Source organism: Staphylococcus sp. HMSC069E10 (assembly GCF_001809205.1).
Classification (GTDB): Bacteria; Bacillota; Bacilli; order Staphylococcales; family Staphylococcaceae; genus Staphylococcus; species Staphylococcus hominis.
Window position 1 is genome coordinate 21,661 of record NZ_KV796466.1, and the last position, 23,144, is coordinate 44,804.

The following is a 23,144-nucleotide window of genomic DNA, read 5'->3' on the forward strand; positions in this document are numbered from 1 at the left end:
AATCTATATCATCGAAAGGTTGTCTCACTTTTTTATTATTCTTCATTCATATTGCTTTTTTTCTTGAATCCAATTTTTTTAAGTTCTTTGACCGTACCATCCATTGTCACTTTTTTATAGTTTTTAGAATAATGTGCTAATGCAAAGTAACGACTAACGTCTTTTAAGTTTGCTTTGTTATAATCAATATCTATGTTTTCAACTATTTTTTGATGCCTACTACTTAGCGTATATGTTACGCCCTTTTCCCCTTTTAATGGACGATAGTCTTTAAAAGATTTTTCACCTTCTTGTTTAGACATTCCCAGATCATCATATTTTAAAGTACTGACAGTTGATTGTTTAATCACTTTATTTTTTTTATAAGTTAATGTTGTAAGAACATGCTTACCATCAATATCACCTTCGTATGTTTTTGAACGTGATTGACTACAAGCCCCTAATATACAAACACTTAACACTGACAACACAAATAATGTTAAGACTTTTTTCATTATGCTCATCTACTTCCCCATATTTAATTTTAAACAAATTATATCACTTACCAACTATGAATGGGATACATTTAATTTGCATAGATATGATAAACTATTGTTCATAAAATTCATTTTATCCATGCTACAATACACTTAACAACGTTTTTAGGAGGACTCAATGTATGAAAGAATCTATCGAATTGCTCAAAACATTAACAGATGTTAATGGTATCGCTGGTTATGAATACCAAGTTAAAGAAAAAATGCGAGACTATTTAACACCTATTAGTGATGAGATTATCGAAGATGGTTTGGGTGGTATCTTCGGTAAAAAGGAAAGTAAAACGGGATCTAAATCATTAATGTTAGCTGGTCATTTAGATGAAATTGGATTCATCGTCACTAAAATTGACAATAATGGGTTTATTAAATTCCAACCTATTGGCGGTTGGTGGAGCCAAGTGATGTTATCTCAAAAAGTAACCATCACGACTGACGATGGTAAAGAAATACGAGGTATTATTGGTTCTAAACCTCCACATGTACTTGAACCAGAAGCACGCAAAAAGTCTATCGATATCAAAGACATGTTTATTGATATTGGTATTAGAAGTAAAGCAGATGCTGAACAATACGGTATTGAAATTGGAAATATGATTACACCTTATAGTGAGTTTGAACAACTTGCAAATGGTAAATATTTAACTGCCAAAGCATTTGATAATCGATACGGTTGTGCACTTGCTATTGACGTACTTAACAATCTTAAAGATGAATCGATCGGTATTAATTTATATGCAGGTGGCACTGTACAAGAAGAAGTTGGTTTACGTGGCGCTAAAGTCGCAGCAAATAAAATCAACCCCGATTTAGCTATCGCAGTCGACGTTGCGGTCGCATACGATACACCTGGAATGGCACAATATGGTAGTGATACAGCCATTGGTGACGGCCCAGTAATTATTTTAATGGATGCTTCAAATGTGGCACATCAAGGCTTACGTCAACATATTAAAGAAGTGGCAAAAAAACATTATATTACGGTTCAATGGGATACTACACCACGCGGTGGTACAGATGCTGGTAGTATCCATGTTGCTAACGATGGTATTCCAACAATTGCTATTGGTGTGGCATTACGCTATATGCACTCAAATGTATCTGTTCTCCATACAGATGATTATGAAAATTCAGTACGATTAATCACTGAAATTGTACGTTCTTTAAATGACCAAACGTATAATCAAATCAAATGGTAATTTGAATATTGAAATGTTACATCTACTTATGTTAATATCACATTAACGAGTATTAACGTCATAACGATGCGAACCCCTAGTCTATTGCCCTAGACTAGGGGTTCTTTGTGTATTGGATTATCTGCCGTCTTTTTTATTCTTATATTGTTCAAACCAATAATCAAACAATATATTGAGCCACCTATTTAATATAGGTGCAATAACGAGTACAAATATTAACGTCATAACTTCACCTCCTTTAAACGTACTACCGTCTAAAGGAAAGACGACAACAACATTATAACATTTTTATAAAATAGAATAATTTATCTAACTATATAAAAAGCGAGAGACAGCCTCATACTGAAGCCATCTCTCACACTTAAACGCTAATATATCCACTATGATTTATTCTACAGAATGTTTCCATTTATCTTCACTTAACATTTCACCAGGCCAAGTGTATGCCATCACACCACCATCAATACGAATCGTTTCACCTGTAATAAATGAACTATCATCTGATGCTAGGAAAGCAACCAATTTACCTACTTCTTCAGGTTGTCCTAAACGACCAAGTGGAGTGACCCATTTTTGATTATCGCGGAATGTTTTACCCGCTTCATCTTCAGATGTACCAGCTAAATGATCTACAAGCGGTGTTTCAATGGTACCTGGTGCAATCGCGTTCGCACGAATATTTTCACGGCCATATTCAATCGCAATCGATTTAGTGAAATTAATGACGCCACCTTTAGCGGCATTATAACCAGAACGATACAAGTCTGCTGCTTGTCCCGAGAATGAAGCTGTATTAATGATTGAACCTCCATTATCCAACATTAATGGTAATAAGAATTTCGTTACTAAGAATGTACCTCTCATATCGACAGACATAATTTTATCAAATACTTCAACTGGATATTCATGAATACGTCCTGCCCCATTATCTACACCTGCATTGTTGAAGATAATATCAATGTGACCATAGTCTTGTTTAACTTTATCAGCAAAATCTTTCACTTGTTGATCTTGAGAGATATCAACTTTATAAGCTGTCGCTTTACCGCCTTCTTGATTAATGTCATCTACAGTTTTTTCTAATTCATCTGAAATATCAAGTGCTAAGACATGCGCTCCTTCTTTCGCTAACACTTTTGCTGATGCTTGTCCAATACCTGTACTTGCACCTGTGATGACTGCAATTTTATTCTCTAAACGTTTCATCTTGTCACACTCCTAGTGAACATGTTTTCTAATACAACCTTATTCTTCCACTAAACAGTTTAGATTAAACGTGATACTAAAAATGAAATCGTTTTACATTTGAATTCTTTTCTATATCCAAAGAAATGTAAATATGATTCGTATCTTTTTCTATTAATAAAATTCATGTAAAATAAAACTATATTAGGAAGTATTGAAAGACTTAGGAGGGCATGATGGAAGAACGTATAGGATTAATAGATATTGGCTCGAATACGATTAGATTAGTTATCTTTAGATTTAGCAAAGATGCAGGATTAAATGAATTGCTCAACATTAAAACGCCTGCTCGCTTGAGTCAATATTTGACAAAAGAAAATAAAATGAGCCAAGAAGGTATTAAAGTGCTCATTGAAGCATTACGCAGTTTTAAATCTGTATCTGAAAAATTTAACGTAAAAGAATTGCATCCTATCGCAACAGCAGCGATTCGTCAATCTGAGAATAAGGATGACATTGTTAAAAAAGTAAAAGATGAACTTGATATTGAAATTTCAATTATCCCTGAAAAAGACGAAGCATATTATGGTTACTATGCTATTACTCATACTACTGAAATTGAAAATGGTGTATCTGTAGACATCGGTGGTGGTTCAACTGAAGTTACTTTATTTAAGGATAAAGAATTATTTGAATCACATAGTTTTCCTTTCGGTGTAGTAACGTTAAAACGTAAATTCTTTGATGGCAAAGACCACAATGATAAAGGCGCGATCAAAGATATGGAGAAATTCTTATCTCAACAATTTAGTACATTAGATTGGCTTAAAGATCAAGACGTTGCATTAGTCGGTGTCGGTGGTTCTGCACGTAACGTAGCACGTATCCATCAATCTGAACACACTTATCCTATAAGTGGTGTACACAATTATACAATGTCAGATAAAGATATTGATGAAGTGTACGATATTATACGTAAAAGTTCACGTGATGAGTTAAATAACCTAGATGGGTTAAGTCGCGATCGTGCAGATATTATTCTTCCGGCAGTGTCAGTATTTAAGACACTTTATAAAAAAATAGATGCAAAGCAATTCACATTTTCAAGAAATGGCTTACGTGAAGGCTATATTATTAAACAAATTCGCTCACGCTATCCAGATGTATTTGACAAAAATAATGTGCGTAAAGAATCGATTTATTTCTTAGCACATGATTATCACATCGAAGAACGTAGTTCACAAGGTCGTCTAAAATTAGCGCAATCTTTATTAAAACAATTAATGGATTTAGGTGATTTAAAGATTAATGACACAGAGCAACGTCTCTTTGAAGAAGCGACCTATATTTATTATTTAGGTAGATTTATTGATTCAGATTCAAGTTCTCCACATACGTATTATATTATTGCGAACTCAATGATTAATGGTTATACACATAAAGATCGCGTTAAACTCGCCCTTTTAGCAAGTTTTAAAAATAAATCTTTACTTAAGTTCTATTGTAAAGAAACAGATTGGTTCAGTAATAAGGAAATTGAAACCATTCAAGCATTAGGTGGCATTATTAAATTTGTGAATGCTTTAAATATTTCACAAACTAGCTTTGTTGAAGACGTGACTTTAAAAGAAACGAAAAAAGGCAATGACGATTATGAACTGACCGTACATTATACTGAAGGCGAACCGATTGCTGAGAAATATCAAGCATTAAGACAGAAAAAGCATATCGAAAAGATTCTTAAAGGATCAGTATCCATTGTCTTTACAAAATCTTAAAATTTGTATGCTATATTATAGGTAGATAGTTCTGTCATAGACTATATATTTTTACAAATAGAAAGATTGATAATCGAAGAAATGACGAGGTGTATTTTGAATATGCAAACTCAATTGGGAGACTATGATATTAGCTTGCCGAAGTACTATAATAATCGCGAACTCAGTTGGTTAGATTTCAACTATCGTGTATTACAAGAAGCTTATGATAACAACAATCCACTATTAGAAAAATTAAATTTCGTATCTATCTTTAGTTCGAACTTAGATGAATTCTTTATGGTGCGTGTGGCTGGTTTAAAAGACCAAGTAAAAATGGGATTCGATAAACCTGAAAACAAAACACAAATGACACCACAAGAACAAGTAGATGCTATTCAAGAAAAAGCTAAAAAATATGTCAATATGCAATATGAACGCTATAACGAACTTATCGAAGAATTACGCAATTATGACATTGTGATGTGTAAACCAGAAAACTTATCTGACTCTATTTTAAGCAAGTTAGAAAGAGATTTTAAACTAACTATTTTACCAACGTTAACACCACTTGGTATAGATGCATACCATCCTTTCCCAAAACTAAATAATAAAAGTCTAAATATCTTCGTAGATATCGATACAGATGATGCCATTAACTCAGCTATTGTTCAAATTCCATCTCTTATCCCTAGATTCTTAACTTATAATGAAGGCTCAAAACAATATGTAGTCATGGTAGAAGATGTCATTACACACTTCATCAATCACTTATTTACAGGCTATGAAGTATTAAATACCTTTACATTTAGAATTACTAGAAATGCTGATTTAACGATTCATGAAGATGGCGCTGAAGACTTACTTATCGAAATCGAACGTTTCTTAAAAGAACGTAAAAGTGGTTCTGCTGTACGTTTAGAAGTCGACAATCGTACCGCTTCTATCGAAGATTTAGGATGGTTAACAGACACTTTAGAAGTGGATGAACAAGACGTTTACTTACTTAATGGACCTTTAGATTTAACATTTATCTTTGGCTTAGTTGATCATCTATCCCATAAATTAAAATACTTAACATATGATAAATACACACCACAAATTCCACGTTCATTAGGTAACAATAATGTGTATGATCTTGCATTAAAACGTGATGTCTTTTTCCATCATCCATATGAATCATTTGAACCTATCGTCGACTTTATTCGTGAAGCAGCTGAAGATCCTAACACGATTGCGATTAAACAAACGCTTTATCGCGTAAGTAAAGATTCACCCATTATTAAAAGCTTAAAAGAAGCGGCTGAAAATGGTAAACAAGTGACTGTCCTTGTAGAATTAAAAGCGCGTTTCGACGAAGAAAATAACGTTCATTGGGCACGTATGTTAGAAGATGCTGGTTGTCATGTTATTTATGGTATGACCCATTTAAAAACGCATAGTAAAATTGCTCTAGTCGTTAAACGCATCGGAGGCAAATTAACTTCATTCGTACACTTAGGTACAGGTAACTATAACGATAAAACTGCAAAACTATACACAGATATGGGTGTGATTACGACAGATACATTAATTGCTGAAGATGCCATTAATTTCTTTAACTATTTAAGTGGTTATTCAGTTAAACCTGAATATAATAAATTAATTGTCGCACCCTTCGATATTCGTGACGTCTTTATTGATCGGATTGATAAAGAAATTGCAAGTCATCGTCAACATGGTAACGGTAAAATTATGATGAAAATGAATTCCTTAACTGATAAGGCCATCATTGAAAAATTATTTGAAGCATCTCAAGCAGGTGTTAACATTCAACTCATTATTCGCGGTATCTGTTGCCTAAAACCAGGCATTCCAGGGGTCAGCGAAAATATTGAAGTTGTCAGTATTGTAGGTCGTCTATTAGAACACTCTCGTATTTACTACTTCTACAATAATGGTGACGAACGTATTTATTTATCATCTGCAGACGTAATGACACGTAACATGATTAAACGTGTTGAAATCTTATTCCCTGTAGAAGATAAAGAAATCGGTAAACGTCTTGTAGACTTTATGAATTTACAATTATCTGATAATCAAAAAGGACGTTATCAAGATCAATATGGTGATTATCATTACGTTCAAAATGATTTATCACCATTAAATTCACAAGCTTACTTGATGAAAGAAGCAGTTAAATATGGTAAAAAGCTAAAAAAGGAGACAACCCAGCCTTCAGGAATGCCCGTCGTTTCCAAAAGAAGAGCTAGCTGGGTCAATCGTCTTCGAAAAACATTAAAAAAATAATATGAATATAAAATAGCCAAGTCGTGTCATTCATAAGCACGACTTGGCTTTTTATTTTATTTCTCAGGATGTTCATACCAGTGTTTTAAGAATGTATATAACACATCACTATAAGTTTGAAGTTCTTGTGCTTCTATCTTTTCATCTACACTATGGGCTTCTTCTAAACTACCTGGACCATATAAAATTGTTGGAATATCAAAATGAGCCGTCCAACCTCCATCTGTCACTGTAGTACTCATACCATGTTTCATTTCGCTATGATGAACGTGATAATGCGCATCTTGTAATTGTTTAAAGCCTGGATGTTCTAATGGAATAGTAAAACTTGGGAAAATTTCTCCCTTATCTTCTATCATTGATTCACCGCCCCATTCAAACTGTAACGGGTTCTCTCTCAACCAAATGTCTGCATCTGCAACACGATTTAAATACGCTTCTATCTCTTTTGTAACGTCGTCATAACTTTCATTCGGTAAATAATGAACCGTAATCCATAAACGACATTCATCAGCAATAAAAGCAGGATGACGTCCCCCTTCAATAACTGCTGGATTAATTGTATTCGCACCTGGTGGCATCCCAGGACTATGTTTCATTACTGCCCAGTGTTGTTCAAGTTCATTCAGTGCTTGAATGATTTTAGTCATTTTTTCAATTGCACTCGCACCAAATAAACCTCCGCCAGCATGAATCGTTTGACTACGTGCGCCATCATGAATGGTATTCTTACTTTTAACAGTAATCCACCCTGTAATGACCCCGCCTTGTCCAAGTGCCATATTTTCACTTGTATCTAATACTAATGCTAAATCTGCTTGAGGACCGATTTCACATGCACGTTTTGTTCCCGCTTCACCCACTTCTTCTCCTACTACAGATTGCACGACAATATCTCCTTTAGGTCGTCGTCCTTCTTGATGTAGTTTTTCAAGCACATAAAACAGCGAGGCCATACCGCCTTTCATATCACTCACACCACGACCATATAGCCATCCCTCTTTTTCAGTCAATTGAAACGGTGGATATTGCCAATTAGAATCATCGTCCACATTTGCCACATCTACATGACCATTGAGAATTAATTTAGGTGCATCCTCATCTTCCCCTTTTAATGTTGCGACGATCACACTATCATTTTCATATAAATGTTCACGTTGAATATCAAAGTTTAGTGTTTTTAATATGTGCTCAATCTCATCTTGTAAAGGATCCGTATTACGTCCAGGAGGACTCTCCGTATTATATTTGACTAATACATCTAGCAATTCAAATAAACGTTGTTCCATTACTTTATCACCCTTTTAAGTTATATTATCTTTCAATATAAGTGTAACATTTCAACACTCATATTGACGGATAAAAAAGGAGCGTTCCCTACCATAGGCAAGAAACGCTCTTATTCTCATTAGATTTAAACTGGACGAACGATGACTTCATTAACATTCACATGTGCAGGTTGTGTCACTGCATAGATCACCGCATCAGCTATATTCTCAGGATCTAATTTCTTTCTATCACCAAAGTCATATCCTTCTGTCATAGGCGTATCTACCATTCCTGGTAAAATACTTGTTGATTTAATGCCTGTTCGCGCAAGCTCTTTTTCTAAAGCTTCTACGATACGTAATACAGCAGATTTCGTTGCACTGTATAATGCACTTGTCTTATTAACTTCAAAGCCTGAAATAGATGCCATATTGACAATATGACCACTAGATTGTTCTTCAAAATGAGGAAGTACGGCATTCAGACCATATAATAACCCTTTAATATTCGTATCAACCATTTTATCCCAATCGTCTACTTTGTAATCTGTGATTTTAGAAGATAAGTTAATGCCTGCACAATTGACAAAGATATCGATTTTTCCAAATTTAGCAATCGCATTTTCTACGAGCGCATCAACGTCATCACGATACATCACATTGGTTGGCGTAATAAGGTAGTCTCCTTCATTCAAATGTTCTGCAACACGTTGTAACTTCTCATCACTACGACCAGCTAGTACAACTTTAGCGCCTTCTTCAGCAAGTCGTTTGGCTGTTGCTTCACCAATTCCACTACTCGCACCTGTAATAATCGCAACTGTATCTGTTAATTTAGCCATATTCATCATCCTTTATTGTTATTTATTCATTCAATTTCCATAATTCTCTATAAATAAACGTCTGTATCAATTTAAAGTCTCAATTATAGATTGTAATTTAAAAGTAAACGTAATAAAGTGAAGATATATATTACTATAAATAAAGGGGAATAGAATATGTCTGTGATTGCGAAAGATTTTAGTCCATTAGTTCAAGCATTACGTCAAAAAGTAGGTCGCACAAGTTTTTCATTTCGTTTCGAAGATTTATTTACTAAAGAAGAATGGTTACACATGAGTGTCAAAGAACGCACACGTCAAGAAAGAGAATTTATTGCACGAATGGATCACATTCCAAATATTCGAATGCCTTTTTCTAGTGAAGATGGCTATAAGTTCAAATTGTATAATCAAGAGTATCAATATAACGAAGTGAAGAACAACTTTAAATCTTTATAATAAAAAACCCACATCAAGGGAAGTGAGATGTGGGTTTTAACACATTATCCAAAAATGATTGGGGGTATATTTAGGGTATGCCCTCGATTGCTCACCAACGAGGGCATGATATTATACGTTCATGAATGTTATAGGAGGTCATTCAATTCTGTATTTTAATTTGTAACTAGTGTTTTACGTTCGAGACCATAGAAGTATAAACGTTCAGCATCTAAATAAGACATTGAATCAATTGTCATATATCCATCTTTTATATCACTAATTAATCCTTGGTTTACGCCTGTTTTTAAATAAATATCGTAGCTACCTTCTTCAGAAAAAATAACGCCTTCTATTACCTTTCTCATTAGTATCACTCCAATTACTTATTCCTTACAATTCTTATCATACACGCTTTTTTTTATTTTAAAAGGGGTATGTGATGATTTTCACAAATAGTTCAATAATTTAAAAATTTGTTTGTTCATTTTTTCACATGTAAGTTGAATTTAAATGACAAGTATGTTAGTGAATAGAAAAAATGCGTGCTATTTTGCTCCTTATCCTGTTCCTTCAGGAATGTCGCAAATGCACGCATAAATAAAAGACTTAAAAACATACTAAGTCTTAGCTTTTAAGAAATTGATTATTTATAATCGTCTTTTCAATTTCTAGCATTTGAGAAAATATTTTTTCAAGAACATTCACAACGATACTATTACCAGCTAAACGAATAAGCTTAGAATTAGGTAAGATTTTTCTATCATTTTCAAAAACAATATTATTTCTCATTAAGTTATCAAAATCTTTTTCATCAAAACCCATTAATAAAAAACATTCTCTAGGAGTAAGGTTTCGATACATTTTATTTTTTTCTACCAACTTAATTTGATCATATAAAATAATACCCGAATTAGGATGTCTATCTTGTTTGGTAGTAATAGTTCTAGCAATAGTATTATCAAATGCAATATTATCTTTAGCAAGATGTCTATTTAATTTTAATATTTTTTCTCGAGATGGAGTAAAGGTTGGAGTGCTTTCTATAGCTTCATGTCTATATATATCATTATTATAATCAAGCTTTAAATACTCAGATAAAGGATGAAAGTTAATAGACTGATAATGTTCTAAGTTATTTTCAAATAAGTATTGTTCTAATTTTCTTTGTTGATATTCATTATTGACTTTAATACTCATCATGTAAGTTCTTATTCGACTTTGTGGCACTCCAAAATTTCTAGAATCTAATGTATATATTTGATTTACATATCCCAAAGATTCTAAAAACTCACACCACTCAATAAAATTATCTTTATGCTTATCTGATAAAATTTCACTTACGTTTTCCATTAATAAAAAGCTAGGTAGCGTTTTATCTTGTTCAATATACTCTTTTAATATTCTTTCAATTTGCCATAACAATGTACTTCTATTATTGGCATTTCTATCTATACCACCTTCATTTTTATGCCAATGACCGCTTTTTGATAAATCTTGGCACGGAAATGAATATGTAAGTAAATCAGCATCAGGCAAATCTATAGCTTTTACCGAAGTGATATCTACTAAATTATTTGTTCTTCCAATTGCAATTAATATTGACTTAAGTTGTGTCATATTTAATGCACTTAAACCTCTTTGAGTCATCGGTTGTTTTCCATCATTAGATAAACTATATTTTGACAAAATTTTCAAAATAGATTCTCTCGTATGATGTCTTAGTGGTTTAAGATCTTGTGAACCATTATGAATGATATCATATGCATATAAAGCGCCAATTTCCCATTCAACAGTTGCTACTACTGAATAATCAATATTTAAGTTTTTTAATGCTTGAGCTTGGCTGCCTATACCACTAAACGTTTCTATTACTCTAAAAATTTTAATTCCCCCTTTAATTTGTAAATGTTAATAAATATTTATTACTATCAACTTTTTTGAAAGTAAAGAATTTATAACCAAAATACTCTAGATGTTCATGAGTTATAGGGGTTTTTTCTTTTAAACCAATTATATTACTAAAATAATCATACAAATTAATATTTAAAAAATGTAATTCTCTATTAAATTCCCCATCTAATTTACCTTTTATAGATTCTCCCTTAAAATCAATGATGTCAAGTTCAGCATCTTGAATAAAAAAGCTTTTCATATCGGCTACATTATTATAATTAGATTTAATTAAATGAGGATTCCTATTAGAAAATTCGCCATTTATTCCTGAACTATCCCATCTCTTATTAGCTTTTAAAGGTACAACAATTGGTAATTTAATAAAAACATCTGAATTATCCACTTTTAAGTCAGATTTTATATTATTTTTCTTATTAAATTCTTTAATATTTTTTTTAATAGAATCGATATCGTTAAAAATATCTTCTCTCAAATTTCTATTATCTACAAATTGCAAATACTCATTTATCGAGTTATCATTACATAATTTTGACTTCTCTTTTTGATCATTGAATAATTCATTTAAAGACTCATTAGTTTCACATAATAATTCATTATTAAATATAAATCCATTTTCTGTAAAGTTTGCAGAGCCCACGAAGCTTTTAGTCTCTTCATAGTTAGAAAAAACATATGCTTTAATATGAGTTAAAGCTGCCTTATACTGATAATAAATATTTACATTTTTATTTATACTCATAATTCTTAAATACTGTTTATGATTAGCTTTTAATACGCCTTCTTGACTCATACCAATGAATAACTCTATTTTTAAATCAGGAAATTCTTCTATAATTCGTTCTAAAAAAGATGCTGAAGCATATCCTGAAATAATCGATAACTTATCATAAATTTTACAGTTTTCTTTTAGTACATTTAAATATAGTTCATTATTATAAATCATTACTATTAGACCTTAGCCATTTTAAACAAACTATCAACATATTTTTCAATTCCTCCATCTACTAACTCAGGAGATGTAGTAAGAATTTTGGCAGTATTTAATTTTAAAACTGTTCTAAATAAATTTCTTGAGCTATCACTATAATTTGCATATTGTTTCATAATTTCTCTAAATAATTCAACATTATATCCTAAACCTGGTCTTTCAACTAATTGAAGTATAGTATCAGTAGTATTACCTATTAAAATTTTGTAAGTTTCGTCAATACTATTTTGCCATGACAAATGAATATACCACCATATCGTTTTCAACCAAATTCTACGTGATGTTTGATAAAAATGAGAAGCATTCATTCCCCATCTAGCATGTACAATATCTGGTATCACTTTAATAGATAAAAATCTCCAAATTTCGTCATTTGCCGCTACTCTATTAGAAAAATTATCATCTTTTCTTAAAATATCATATAACTTTAATCCAAATAAAACGTCAAATTGATAGTCCAATTTATTCGCATTATCAAAATTATATTCATCATATAATGAATCTCTAGCTTCAATTAATTGTTCACGTAAATGTTCAAATTCTTTTGGAGGATTAATAGGTTCAATTTCATTTATATTAACGATTAGTTTATCAAAGTCTTTATTGGCATTACTTATATCGTATCTTATATTTTCCCAATTAATCATATTAATTTGTTTCCTCCTGATTTAAATTTTCAATACCATTCATAAGGCTATTTTGGATAGAAAATATATCACTAGTATCTACATTAAAAGTTTTTACCCAATATGAAACAGCTGAAAGAATTGTACCAGGAAGTAAATTTTCTTCATCGTCTATAGAATATTGTTCAATGAGAATTACCTCTTGAATAATAAGTGCCATAGCTTGCATAATAATATGATTCATATATCCAAGATTAATTTTTCTTGTTTCTTTTTTCACTTCTGAAAACAGAGGATGTTTAATATTAAATGCAATACTTACATTAGATGCATCTAATGTATCTTCATCTGGCGATATCCAATTTTTTTCAATTTTCCACAATGGTCCTTCTTTATCTTCAAACTCTGTAATAGGAAAACTAGATCCTACTCCATCCACTACTAATTCAATAGGATTTAAATCTTCATAAGATAAAGTCATTCCTTGTGTATTTGCCATATATGGTAGCGTATCTTTTACTTCTTTTAAGTATAAAAAGAAATCTAGATTGATTACTCCTCTAATCGTTGAAGGCTCAAAATTATAATCAAATGTAATTTCTAGTTTATTTGCTTGATTTTTAAAAGATGCAATTCTCACTGTTTCTTGAAAGCTAGAGCTTTTTGAATAAATATGTACTGCTAAACCTATAGTATTATCAGTACATGTGATACCATTTTTACCGAATAATAAATATGGTTTTTCAATAATCAATTTTTGCTCTAATCTAAGATTGTTATCGTAAGGAGACCACATTGAGTCAAATTCATTAATATTAATAGAAACTCCATTTTCGCTATCTATTGAAATTTCTTTTTCTTCTTCCAAATCATTAGAAGAATAATATAGTCTGAGTTGTTCAAATTTAACCCCTGCTTCATCAATAAACTTCTCATTTAGCTTTCTATATAATGCTATTTGATTTGTCGAAAGAGTCAAAATTAATCATCTCCTTTCTCTTTATATTTATCTGAAGCTATAGAAACATTAGGTATAAAGTCTAAGGTATTAGTTTTTATAACCATTTCTCCAGAGACAATAACTTTATCGTTACTCATATTTTTTATAATAAATTCATCTAAATTATTAGACTCTTGATAAATTGATATTTGTTCATCATTAAATTGTTCAATATTTTTATTTAAAATCTGTTCATTAATTTTATTTATTTTAATGTCACTAATTTCAAAAGGAAACTGAATTTCTTCTCCCATCGTTTTTATCCAGTCTTTTTTCGTCATTTTTTTCTCTTGAGATAAAACTTCAAGATAAACAACACTAGTAGCTGTATTTTTAATACTTGCTTCAAACTCTACTTTCACTGTATTTCTATCAATTGGTTCAGAAGATAAAATATTGATATCAGCTAATCTATTCTTATCACTTGAGATTCTAGAATTAGTAATATTTTTTCTCTTACTTGTAGAAGTTCTTCCGTAATTTTTTGGAGGTAAAAATAACTTACCAAATTTTCTCGAAATGCCTGACGTAGCTGATGATTGTTTTTCACTATCATTACCTTGATAAAAATCACTTATTGTTTTACTTGTTGTAATTTTCATTCTATTTATAATACCGAATCCATCTTCGTCTATCCAATTAGCATGATCAGCATTTTCTGTTGCTCTTAAATATTGTTCAAGCTTATCATAGCCTTCTTTTTGAAATTTTATTGCTAATGGTCCTTCTGAATTAGGTACAAAAAAACCAATTAGTAAATCATTTTCATTAAACAAACTTGCTTTAGGTGCCCATTCACCATCAATACTATACTCAACAATCATCCCTGGTTTTCTACAATAAGCAATTATTTTAGAAGTATTTTCTAAGACTTTTTTCTCATTTTTTAGGCCAATTAATTCTAGCGGTGAATATCTATTATCAGGGGGTGTCATTTTAAGCTCTTCTTTAGAAACTTTTTTAAAAGCAATATGTCCTACCGGTGTTTTGCTCGGCTTATCCATACCATTTTTCTTTAGATAAATGGGTTGAGTGACTATAGTTTTGTCTCTACTTTCTCCCTTTAAAGCACTTGTATATAACTCTTTCATAAGTTCAAAAAATGGTTCTATATTATAGTTATCAAGTAATGGTTCTTCATTTACTCGTGCAATTAATTTAGAATTATTAACTAGCTTTCTATATTCTTCATTATTTAATCTTGGATTATACCATCTTTGAATTGCATATTTTAATGCTATCTCTTTATCTTCTTCCCAAGGATAAAGCTTTTCTTCATCTTCATTTAAATTAAAATCTTTTAAGTAAGGTATGATAATCGTTGTGCCTGTTTCTTCATTTGTATATTGACTTAATCCAAATATTTCTAAGAACTCTTTAATTTTTTCTGAATCAGTCAGAGGAAAGATTCTTTCATCTGATTCATCTTTATATTCTCCCCACCAAGCAATGCCTCTTACATTATTCGGTAGTAGTTTCTCTTTTTGTTTTGGACTTTCTATAAGCGAAGCAATTAGTCTTTCTTCAAAACCATTATCAGTCTTCACACGAGTATAATAGATAACTATTCCTGCTCCAATTCTGAAATAACTCGTTTTTCCTAAACCCCAGCTACCACCTGCTCCTTCTGCTTCTTGATTTTTGCCTATTCCAAATACTAATTTATAAAAATTACTTTTATTTAATTCTTCTGGGTCAGTAGAACTATAATTTCCTGTTAAACCAGAAGTATTTTTATCTCTTATTGCAATGAAATTTTCATATTTATTGTATTTACTATTTAAATTGTCTTCTACACCTTCAAGATTAGTTGCAAGTTGATAAGAATTGAAATTTCCTAATGTAAAATCTACAATTGTTTCACTACTTTCTGGTAGTGTAGCATCTAAACTATTTTGTAAAGACTCTCTAACCATAAGATCTACAATAGGTAAACTCTTATTTTGTAACGATCTTAAAATTGCATCACCATCTTGAGCCATGCTTTGTAAATCATTGGGAGCATTTTTTAATTTCATTTTTCTTTCTCCTCATTTTTAAAATCTTCTTTAAATTCATCTTCATCTATCATTTCATCTTTAAAATCAATTTTTGCAGAAATATAAGTAGTATTATTACCTTTAGAGACTCCTGGAAGCATAATATTTATTCCAATAATGTCCTCTGGAAAATCTAGTTTTTCTCTAGATTCTGGATTTTTGACTTTAATATCCTTATCTCCCTTATTAATTCTATAAATAATTAATTGAGGCACATTACCATATCCATATTTTTCCCTAGTATTACGAACATCTATCATTTTAGCTGATCTTCCTTCTTTTTTTTCAAGAGGAGTTTCTATATCAGAATATAAATCTTCTGGTACTCTTAGGGTGCCAATTGAAATTGTATCTCCTTGACTTCTTTTAACCAATTTCGTACGAACAACTGAATTCACATGAAATCCATTGATATTCCACTTATGGTTTTCTGAAGAAGAAACCTTTCCTGTTCCTGATAAAATAACACTCCAACCGTTAAGGGTACCTCCATTTGTTTCGAGCCATTCAATTAAGGCAGGTAACGCTCGCATTTTAGTATCTATTTGTGATACTTTATAATCTTCTAAGAAAGCCTTAATTTTCGAATTATCAACATTTCTCCATATAAGTTTATTATTTTTAACTTCACAGTTCTTTAACTCTTCAAGAAACCCTTTTGTTATATTTAAATTATGTTTTAACATGTCACTATTTTTTTCGAAATATACTGTTTGACTATTAAATCCAAAAAAGTCAAATTCTCTTTCAATAGATGACTGTTGTTTATTATTTGATGTAATTCTAATTAGTTGATAATCTGGTGAGTTCTTAATACGTGGAGCATAGTCTATAGGTGTATTTCCATTTATGGCATATTGTTGTATTTCTTCTCTTAATTCTTCATTCATTTGACTTAAAAATAAGAAGCGTCTATTAGCATTTTCATCTAACCATACTCTAGGAAAAATTTCATATCCTTTTCTATAACCAAACCATCTTCCCATTTGCATTAAAGTATCAGCTTGATTTGTGGTACGTAAGAAATAAGTAGTAGTTAATCCTTCTAATGTTAAACCTCTTGATAAAGTGTTTCCACCTATAACAATAAATGCTGGAGCAACCTCAGGCATATTATTTTTATCAGGATATATTAATCTTACTTGTTGATTATTTACTCTTGTTCTACTATTATCTATTGCTAAATGTATTCCATTATGAAATACTGGGGCCTTTTCCTCATTTAATGGTATATAACTTATAAATTCATCATCATCAAGAGAAATCATTTTAATTAATTGTTCTTTAACTTTTTCCCATATCGGATATTCTGGCACAAGCTCTGGTGTAGAATAACTTCCCATACCCTCAAGAAAAACTCGTTTATTCATAACATATTGTTCAGATTTATATAATTCATGAAATTCTGATAACACTTGTTCGTCAAAATTATCTTTTAAATATTTAATATAATTTTGAACTTTGTCAGCAATGATTTCATGATGATCTATTTTAAAACTTGTATGTATTAACATACTAATAGGTTTTTTTAGTGAATATGTTCTTATAGCACAAACCGTCAATATAAACCATCTTATTGAATCTTTAAAACTTCTTGGTATATTTTGTCCAGTTTCCCCCTTTTGAATATCTTTTACCAAATTTGCATCTGTTTCACTAATTTCTTTTATAATTTCAACTTTTGGACTTTTTTCTGGCTCTTCCATACCAAAAATTTGTGTAGGTCCTATATAATCTTCGGATGGTTCTAATAAAGTTATAAAGTCTTTAGGATATAAAGAGTCTTTACTAGTTTCATTTAATACATTTGCATAAGGAGTTGCAGTATAAGATATATAATTCATCGCTAAGAATGATTTATCGTTCACTAATTTTTTAATTAATTTATTAATTGTTGAATTTTCTTCTTCTATATCCTTAGTATTAATACTTGCTTGATCAGCTTCATCGTCTATTACTAGTATTCTCAATTGCTTTGCTTTATTAGGGTCTGATTTTAGCCATTTAATCAAACTTTCCAGTCTTCCTTTATTTTTCAGACACACAGTAAAATACTTATCCCTAGAGTTATTACTTAAATTATATTTGCTAATATCGTGTTCAGGTTCTCTAGATCTAATAGTCGGGTTATCTACACGTGTCCAATCCAAATTTCTCAACTTCACATTTTTTAAATCATCGTATAATCTTGAAGCTGTTTGTCGTCTTAAGTTTTCTATGACACCTGATAAAACAATAAAATAATTAAAACCATTATCAGCAGCCATAGCCATTAATCCTGCCATATTAGCTGTTTTCCCAGACTGAACATTACCAACTACTAAACCTTTTATAGGTCCGCTCTCTCGAGTATCAAATTGTAATGATTTTAATATCTCAAATGAAGATTTTTCTATATTAGTAATTGATTTTTCAGAAAAACCTTTATCTTCAAGTTTTTGTTTATATGTTTGCCAAGATGAATAAATAGTATTAGGTATTTTAGCATCATTTTCAGCGTTTCTTCCTAATTTGACAATATTAACTTCCTTTTCTAACTGATACATTTCATCAACAAGTTCTTCCCATTCTTGTACTGTCAATCTCTCAGCAATCAAAGCAGAAGATAGATTATCTAACATTTGTTGTGTATCGGTATTTTCATTACCTAAATTTTTGATTTCTTCCCAACTTTGACCTATCTTATTTAATCTATGATGAATATGATTTACATATACTTCGTATTTACTATCGTTTATTTTCATAAATATCCCCTTATAAAGTATTTTTAATATATTAATTATATAATATGTATATGTATAAATAAATATATTGCAAACCATAATACTATAAAACAAAAAAGATATCATAAAATACTGACTTAGCAGTTTTTTATGATATCTTTATTTAATTCATAATATTTAAGGTTAAAAACTCTATATTTTTTTTGTTTTTTATAATTTTTTGGTATTCTTCATCCGATACATAATTTATAGTAGTTGAATTTGTGAATAAATCTAATTCACCTTTACTATCAAAGCTATTGATTAGGTAACTTTCACCTTCAAATTTCCCTAACATTTTAGTATATAAAACATTATAATATCCATTAATATCAAAAGAAAAATTTAATTTATCATTTTCTAAAGCTTTAGAAATATTATTTGCAATTCTTCTAATTACTGAAACCACGACACTATTACCCGCTTGCTTATATAATTGACCATGTGATACTTCTTTAGGTAACTTAAATTCTTTAGGAAATCCTTGAACATTAAAAGTTTCACGAGGTGTTAGCTTTCTAATTCCATATTTTGTTTTAATTAAAGGGACATTATGCCCTCCAGTACCCATATTTGCGGTAAGTGTAGGAACTACACCGTTTCTATTAGCTCTAACATATTTTCTTCTCCACTGATAAACTATATTAGAGTCTACTATGCTTTCATTCAAAGTATCATAAAAAGGTTGTTTTCCTTTTCTGTAATAATATCTCTCATCTTTAGGGTCAGCAAAATCTATTACTTCTTCTAATGAAGTCTTTAGCTCAATAGCTTTTGGAAAATTAAAACTATCAAAAGCTTCATATGATTTAAAACCAACGATATATATACGTTCACGATTTTGAGGAATATTACCATAATCTTTAGCATTTAATACTTTCCATTTTATAAAGTATCCGTTCATAGTCAATGCCTCTTTAATAACTTTAAAAGTATTTCCATCATCATGTGTTACCATATTTTTTACATTCTCTATAAAAATAGCTCTAGGTTCTTTTTTCTTTATAATTCGTAGTAACTCAAAAAATAAATCTCCTCTTTCATCTTCAAATCCTTTTCTATAACCAGCAATACTAAATGCTTGGCAAGGAAAGCCACCAACTATAACGTCACTTTCAGGAACTTCATTTTCATTAACTATATGAATATCTCTAGTATCTAAAAATGTACTATCGTAATTTTCCTTATAAGTTAATTGAGCATTTTTATCAAACTCATTCGCGTAATGAACTTTAAATTTATTAGTTTGTTCAAAACCTAATTCAATTCCTCCAACACCACTAAAAAAAGCAGCAAGTGAATATTTTTTATTCTTAACTTTATTGCTCTTGGACGACATTTTATTCACTCACTTTCAGATATTTTTTAAACTATAACATTAACTTCTAAATGCGTACTTACGTTCTATTTTAATCTATTTTCAGATACCCAACCAATCGAATCTAATGGCGGATTATTTTCATCAATCCAAATAAATTCTATTCCAATTCCTCTTTTATAATCTTTAAATTTATACAACCTTATTCCATTAATACCAACTTCAATTAATTTTTGCTTAGTTAATACTTCTCTAGGTTCAAGTTGAAATACTCCTCTTAAAATCCATTCACCAAGTATCTGTTGATCTTTGTAAGATTGTATACTTTTACCATTATCTTGATTTATATAAGCTTTTATAATATTTTTTGAAGATATAAATTCTAAGTTGAAAATTCTTTTTTCCTTTGGTAGTAATAATTTATTTGAATTCTCTTTAAACTTACCAATGTCTTTACCAAAAAAATCAGGTTTTTGATTGTGAAATGTTCTAGAATTAGGAATGGGAATATACATTTCACTTATTGGTCTAAAAATTGTTTTCTCTATTTCTTTTTCTAAATTTTTATTTCCAATGTTTTCAACATATTCCATTAAATTATTACGGATATTTCTCATTTCTTCTTTTTTATCTTTAGATTTCCATTCATTTAATAAAAGTGTTTTTAATTCATTCTCAATATAATCTAACTTTTGTATATTAACATGATCTTTATATTTACTTATTATATTTTTTATTCTTTTTTCTCTATTATTATTAGATTTACCTAATTTAAAACCACCATTAAAACCATTAAAACCAGAACTTTCTTCAACTCTTCCATTTTTATTATAAATTATCCAAGATACAGAGTCCTCAATTTCATCTTCTAGCAGTTGACTAAAATAATCATTATTATCTTTTTGTCTATTTAATTGCTCAAAAACCTCAAATGGATCTTCTATATAGTTCACGTCCCAAGACTCTACTATAATTTCTCTATTATTAAAAGTCATAAGTAATTGACTATCTGCTGAAGTATATTTGTATTCATGCTTATCATCTTTAAATTTAAAATTTGTAGGATTTTTTAAACTTGTAGCACCTATAATTTCTAACTTCTCTAAGTTTATGAAATTATAGGAAGTTTCTCCAACATGTATTTGAGGTTTTTCACCTTTTTTAGATGGCATCAATACATGATATACAGATTCTACTTCTACATCAGTTCCTTTAAATCCTTTTATTTGTTCTTTAGATGATTTAATTCTTTTATTTCTTAAAGTTGCTATTTTAAAAGCTAATTTTTTATATAATTGTTTATTTTTCTCATTTGCTTGTTCTTTTGTTTCAGAATTTTTGGCATTCACAGTTATTTTATTTAATATATTTCCCCAATTATCAATTTGACTATTTTTTTTAAATTGAGCTATTTTTTGATCTCCTGAATATAATCCAAATGATTTAATACCAATTAAATATTTTTTATTTTCGTCAATCAATAATGAAGCATCATATGAAGTGTTTGCGATATCTTCACCAACAGCTCCAAATGATTTTTGAAAAACTGTTTCTTGAAATTTTGAATTCACTATAGGAGCAACTGTTGTATTAATATCTTCACTTTTTTGAGAAAAAGCTTCACTTAGACTAGCAAAATTAGTTATTAAATTTTTATATTTTGCTTTTTCATCTTTGTCTAGAGTAAACCACATATTTATTCACCTAATTACAAAATTAAATTATTTTAATACTTACTATTTAAAATATACATTAATTTTCCCTAAAAGTGCTATTATTAGTCGAATTATTGCTATTGCAACATCTATGATATTCAAATTTTATATTATATAATAAAAATGTCTTAGGAGAAGTCCTAAGACGCTGAGGAAAAGTTTCTCAGAAAAAAATTTTCTGGGATGTTGAGGATTTATGATTAGAGAAGTGTTTGTCGACAATTTATATCTTCTCTAATCAGGGCACGCCTTAGCGGAAAATAGGGTGTGTCCTGTTTTTAGGTTTAGTTTTGATGAGATTGAAGTGTCTAAGAAGATTGAAGAATAACCACTTGTTCTTCAATGTCTTAGGCACTTTAATTATTATAATCCTAAATGTTTAATAAAAGTTACAAGTTCTTCTTTCATTTTAGGATCTTTTAACGCATATTCTATTGTCGTTTTAACGAATCCTAATTTTTCTCCAACATCATAACGATCACCATCAAAGTCATATGCATACACTGGAACAGCACTATTCATACGTTCAATCGCGTCGGTTAATTGAATCTCATTACCGGCGCCTTCTTTTTGTGTTTTTAAATAATCGAAAATTTCTGGCGTTAAAATATAACGTCCCATAATCGCTAAATTAGAAGGTGCTGTACCTTGTTCAGGTTTTTCAACAAATTGTTTCACCTCATAGCGACGACCCTGTTTCTCTAATGGATCAATTATGCCATAACGGTGAGTTACATTTTCAGGCACTTCTTGCACCCCAATAACAGAATGTCCTGTTTCTTCATATACATTCATTAATTGTTTAATCGCTGGCTCTTCAGACTCTACGATATCATCGCCTAATAATACTGCAAATGGTTCGTTACCAATGAATTGACGTGCAGTATAAATGGCATGTCCTAATCCTTTTTGTTCTTTTTGGCGTACATAGAAGATATTCGCTAAATCTGTAGAATAATGTACTTTTTCTAGTAAGTCTGTTTTACCTTTTTCTTCAAGGACCATTTCTAATTCTTTTTGATTATCGAAGTGATCTTCAATCGCACGTTTATGTTTACCAGTCACAATAATAATATCTTCAATGCCCGCACGTGCTGCTTCTTCAACAATATATTGAATCGTTGGCTTATCTAAAATAGGAAGCATTTCCTTAGGCATGGCTTTTGTCGCTGGTAAAAAACGTGTCCCTAAACCAGCCGCAGGTATGATGGCTTTCTTTATCTGTTTCAAACTCGAATATCTCCTTTGCGCATTCTGTCTTTTATATTATAAGTAAGTTTATCATT

18 protein-coding genes are annotated in these 23,144 nt (G+C 30.3%); 4 read left to right on the top strand and 14 right to left on the bottom strand.

All coding sequences use genetic code 11. The features are described 5' to 3' along the window. Nucleotides 1–35: 35 nt before the first annotated feature. Nucleotides 36–494, bottom strand: a complete 459-nt coding sequence (locus HMPREF2561_RS00120; protein ID WP_029376762.1) for a DUF1307 domain-containing protein — start codon at nucleotides 492–494, stop codon at nucleotides 36–38. A gap of 164 nt (nucleotides 495–658) precedes the next feature. On the opposite strand from HMPREF2561_RS00120, the gene HMPREF2561_RS00125 reads away from it, so the two are divergent. Continuing rightward, nucleotides 659–1,735 (top strand): M42 family metallopeptidase, encoded by a 1,077-nt coding sequence (locus HMPREF2561_RS00125; RefSeq protein ID WP_049379304.1) that lies wholly within the window; start codon nucleotides 659–661, stop codon nucleotides 1,733–1,735. 387 nt (nucleotides 1,736–2,122) lie between these two features. Here the strand turns inward: HMPREF2561_RS00125 and HMPREF2561_RS00130 are convergent, their stop codons facing one another. Next, nucleotides 2,123–2,941: an SDR family oxidoreductase gene (locus HMPREF2561_RS00130; protein WP_049379303.1), complete on the bottom strand. Its 819-nt coding sequence runs from the start codon at nucleotides 2,939–2,941 to the stop codon at nucleotides 2,123–2,125. A gap of 215 nt (nucleotides 2,942–3,156) precedes the next feature. Between HMPREF2561_RS00130 and ppx the strand changes: the two genes are divergently transcribed. Then, complete coding sequence (ppx, locus tag HMPREF2561_RS00135; protein ID WP_049379302.1) at nucleotides 3,157–4,698, top strand: exopolyphosphatase; 1,542 nt, start codon at nucleotides 3,157–3,159, stop codon at nucleotides 4,696–4,698. A 102-nt stretch (nucleotides 4,699–4,800) separates the two neighbouring features. Beyond that, nucleotides 4,801–6,966 (top strand): RNA degradosome polyphosphate kinase, encoded by a 2,166-nt coding sequence (locus HMPREF2561_RS00140; RefSeq protein ID WP_049379301.1) that lies wholly within the window; start codon nucleotides 4,801–4,803, stop codon nucleotides 6,964–6,966. Nucleotides 6,967–7,022: 56 nt separating this feature from the next. On the opposite strand, the gene HMPREF2561_RS00145 is transcribed toward HMPREF2561_RS00140, so the two are convergent. Beyond that, the gene (locus HMPREF2561_RS00145; RefSeq protein WP_048762209.1) at nucleotides 7,023–8,255 is read right to left on the bottom strand and encodes an acetylornithine deacetylase; all 1,233 of its coding nucleotides are present in this window, start codon (nucleotides 8,253–8,255) and stop codon (nucleotides 7,023–7,025) included. Between the two features lie 125 nt (nucleotides 8,256–8,380). Further along, the gene (locus tag HMPREF2561_RS00150; protein ID WP_049379300.1) at nucleotides 8,381–9,076 is read right to left on the bottom strand and encodes an SDR family oxidoreductase; all 696 of its coding nucleotides are present in this window, start codon (nucleotides 9,074–9,076) and stop codon (nucleotides 8,381–8,383) included. 156 nt (nucleotides 9,077–9,232) lie between these two features. On the opposite strand from HMPREF2561_RS00150, the gene HMPREF2561_RS00155 reads away from it, so the two are divergent. Next, nucleotides 9,233–9,514 (top strand): DUF1413 domain-containing protein, encoded by a 282-nt coding sequence (locus HMPREF2561_RS00155; protein ID WP_049379299.1) that lies wholly within the window; start codon nucleotides 9,233–9,235, stop codon nucleotides 9,512–9,514. Nucleotides 9,515–9,669: 155 nt separating this feature from the next. Here the strand turns inward: HMPREF2561_RS00155 and HMPREF2561_RS00160 are convergent, their stop codons facing one another. From HMPREF2561_RS00160 to galU, 10 genes are all read right to left on the bottom strand, one after another. After that, on the bottom strand, nucleotides 9,670–9,861 hold the full coding sequence (locus HMPREF2561_RS00160; protein WP_002448449.1) for a hypothetical protein: 192 nt from the start codon (nucleotides 9,859–9,861) through the stop codon (nucleotides 9,670–9,672). A 259-nt stretch (nucleotides 9,862–10,120) separates the two neighbouring features. Beyond that, on the bottom strand, nucleotides 10,121–11,191 hold the full coding sequence (gene dcm, locus HMPREF2561_RS00165) for a DNA (cytosine-5-)-methyltransferase (RefSeq protein WP_239682551.1): 1,071 nt from the start codon (nucleotides 11,189–11,191) through the stop codon (nucleotides 10,121–10,123). Nucleotides 11,192–11,390: 199 nt separating this feature from the next. Further along, complete coding sequence (locus tag HMPREF2561_RS00170) at nucleotides 11,391–12,353, bottom strand: phospholipase D family protein (RefSeq protein ID WP_049379297.1); 963 nt, start codon at nucleotides 12,351–12,353, stop codon at nucleotides 11,391–11,393. Nucleotides 12,354–12,358: 5 nt separating this feature from the next. Beyond that, complete coding sequence (locus HMPREF2561_RS00175) at nucleotides 12,359–13,045, bottom strand: DUF6339 family protein (RefSeq protein ID WP_048680958.1); 687 nt, start codon at nucleotides 13,043–13,045, stop codon at nucleotides 12,359–12,361. A gap of 1 nt (nucleotide 13,046) precedes the next feature. Beyond that, on the bottom strand, nucleotides 13,047–14,003 hold the full coding sequence (locus HMPREF2561_RS00180; protein WP_049379296.1) for a hypothetical protein: 957 nt from the start codon (nucleotides 14,001–14,003) through the stop codon (nucleotides 13,047–13,049). Between the two features lie 2 nt (nucleotides 14,004–14,005). Then, nucleotides 14,006–16,042, bottom strand: a complete 2,037-nt coding sequence (locus tag HMPREF2561_RS00185) for a hypothetical protein (RefSeq protein WP_049379295.1) — start codon at nucleotides 16,040–16,042, stop codon at nucleotides 14,006–14,008. Beyond that, nucleotides 16,039–18,807: a Z1 domain-containing protein gene (locus HMPREF2561_RS00190; RefSeq protein ID WP_049379294.1), complete on the bottom strand. Its 2,769-nt coding sequence runs from the start codon at nucleotides 18,805–18,807 to the stop codon at nucleotides 16,039–16,041. Before HMPREF2561_RS00190 ends, HMPREF2561_RS00185 begins: the two co-directional genes overlap by 4 nt. Nucleotides 18,808–18,949: 142 nt before the next feature. Next, on the bottom strand, nucleotides 18,950–20,164 hold the full coding sequence (gene dcm / locus HMPREF2561_RS00195) for a DNA (cytosine-5-)-methyltransferase (protein WP_049379293.1): 1,215 nt from the start codon (nucleotides 20,162–20,164) through the stop codon (nucleotides 18,950–18,952). A 65-nt stretch (nucleotides 20,165–20,229) separates the two neighbouring features. After that, the gene (locus HMPREF2561_RS00200; RefSeq protein ID WP_049379292.1) at nucleotides 20,230–21,837 is read right to left on the bottom strand and encodes a hypothetical protein; all 1,608 of its coding nucleotides are present in this window, start codon (nucleotides 21,835–21,837) and stop codon (nucleotides 20,230–20,232) included. Nucleotides 21,838–22,221: 384 nt separating this feature from the next. Continuing rightward, the gene (gene galU / locus HMPREF2561_RS00205; RefSeq protein WP_048680479.1) at nucleotides 22,222–23,088 is read right to left on the bottom strand and encodes a UTP--glucose-1-phosphate uridylyltransferase GalU; all 867 of its coding nucleotides are present in this window, start codon (nucleotides 23,086–23,088) and stop codon (nucleotides 22,222–22,224) included. Nucleotides 23,089–23,144 lie beyond the last annotated feature (56 nt).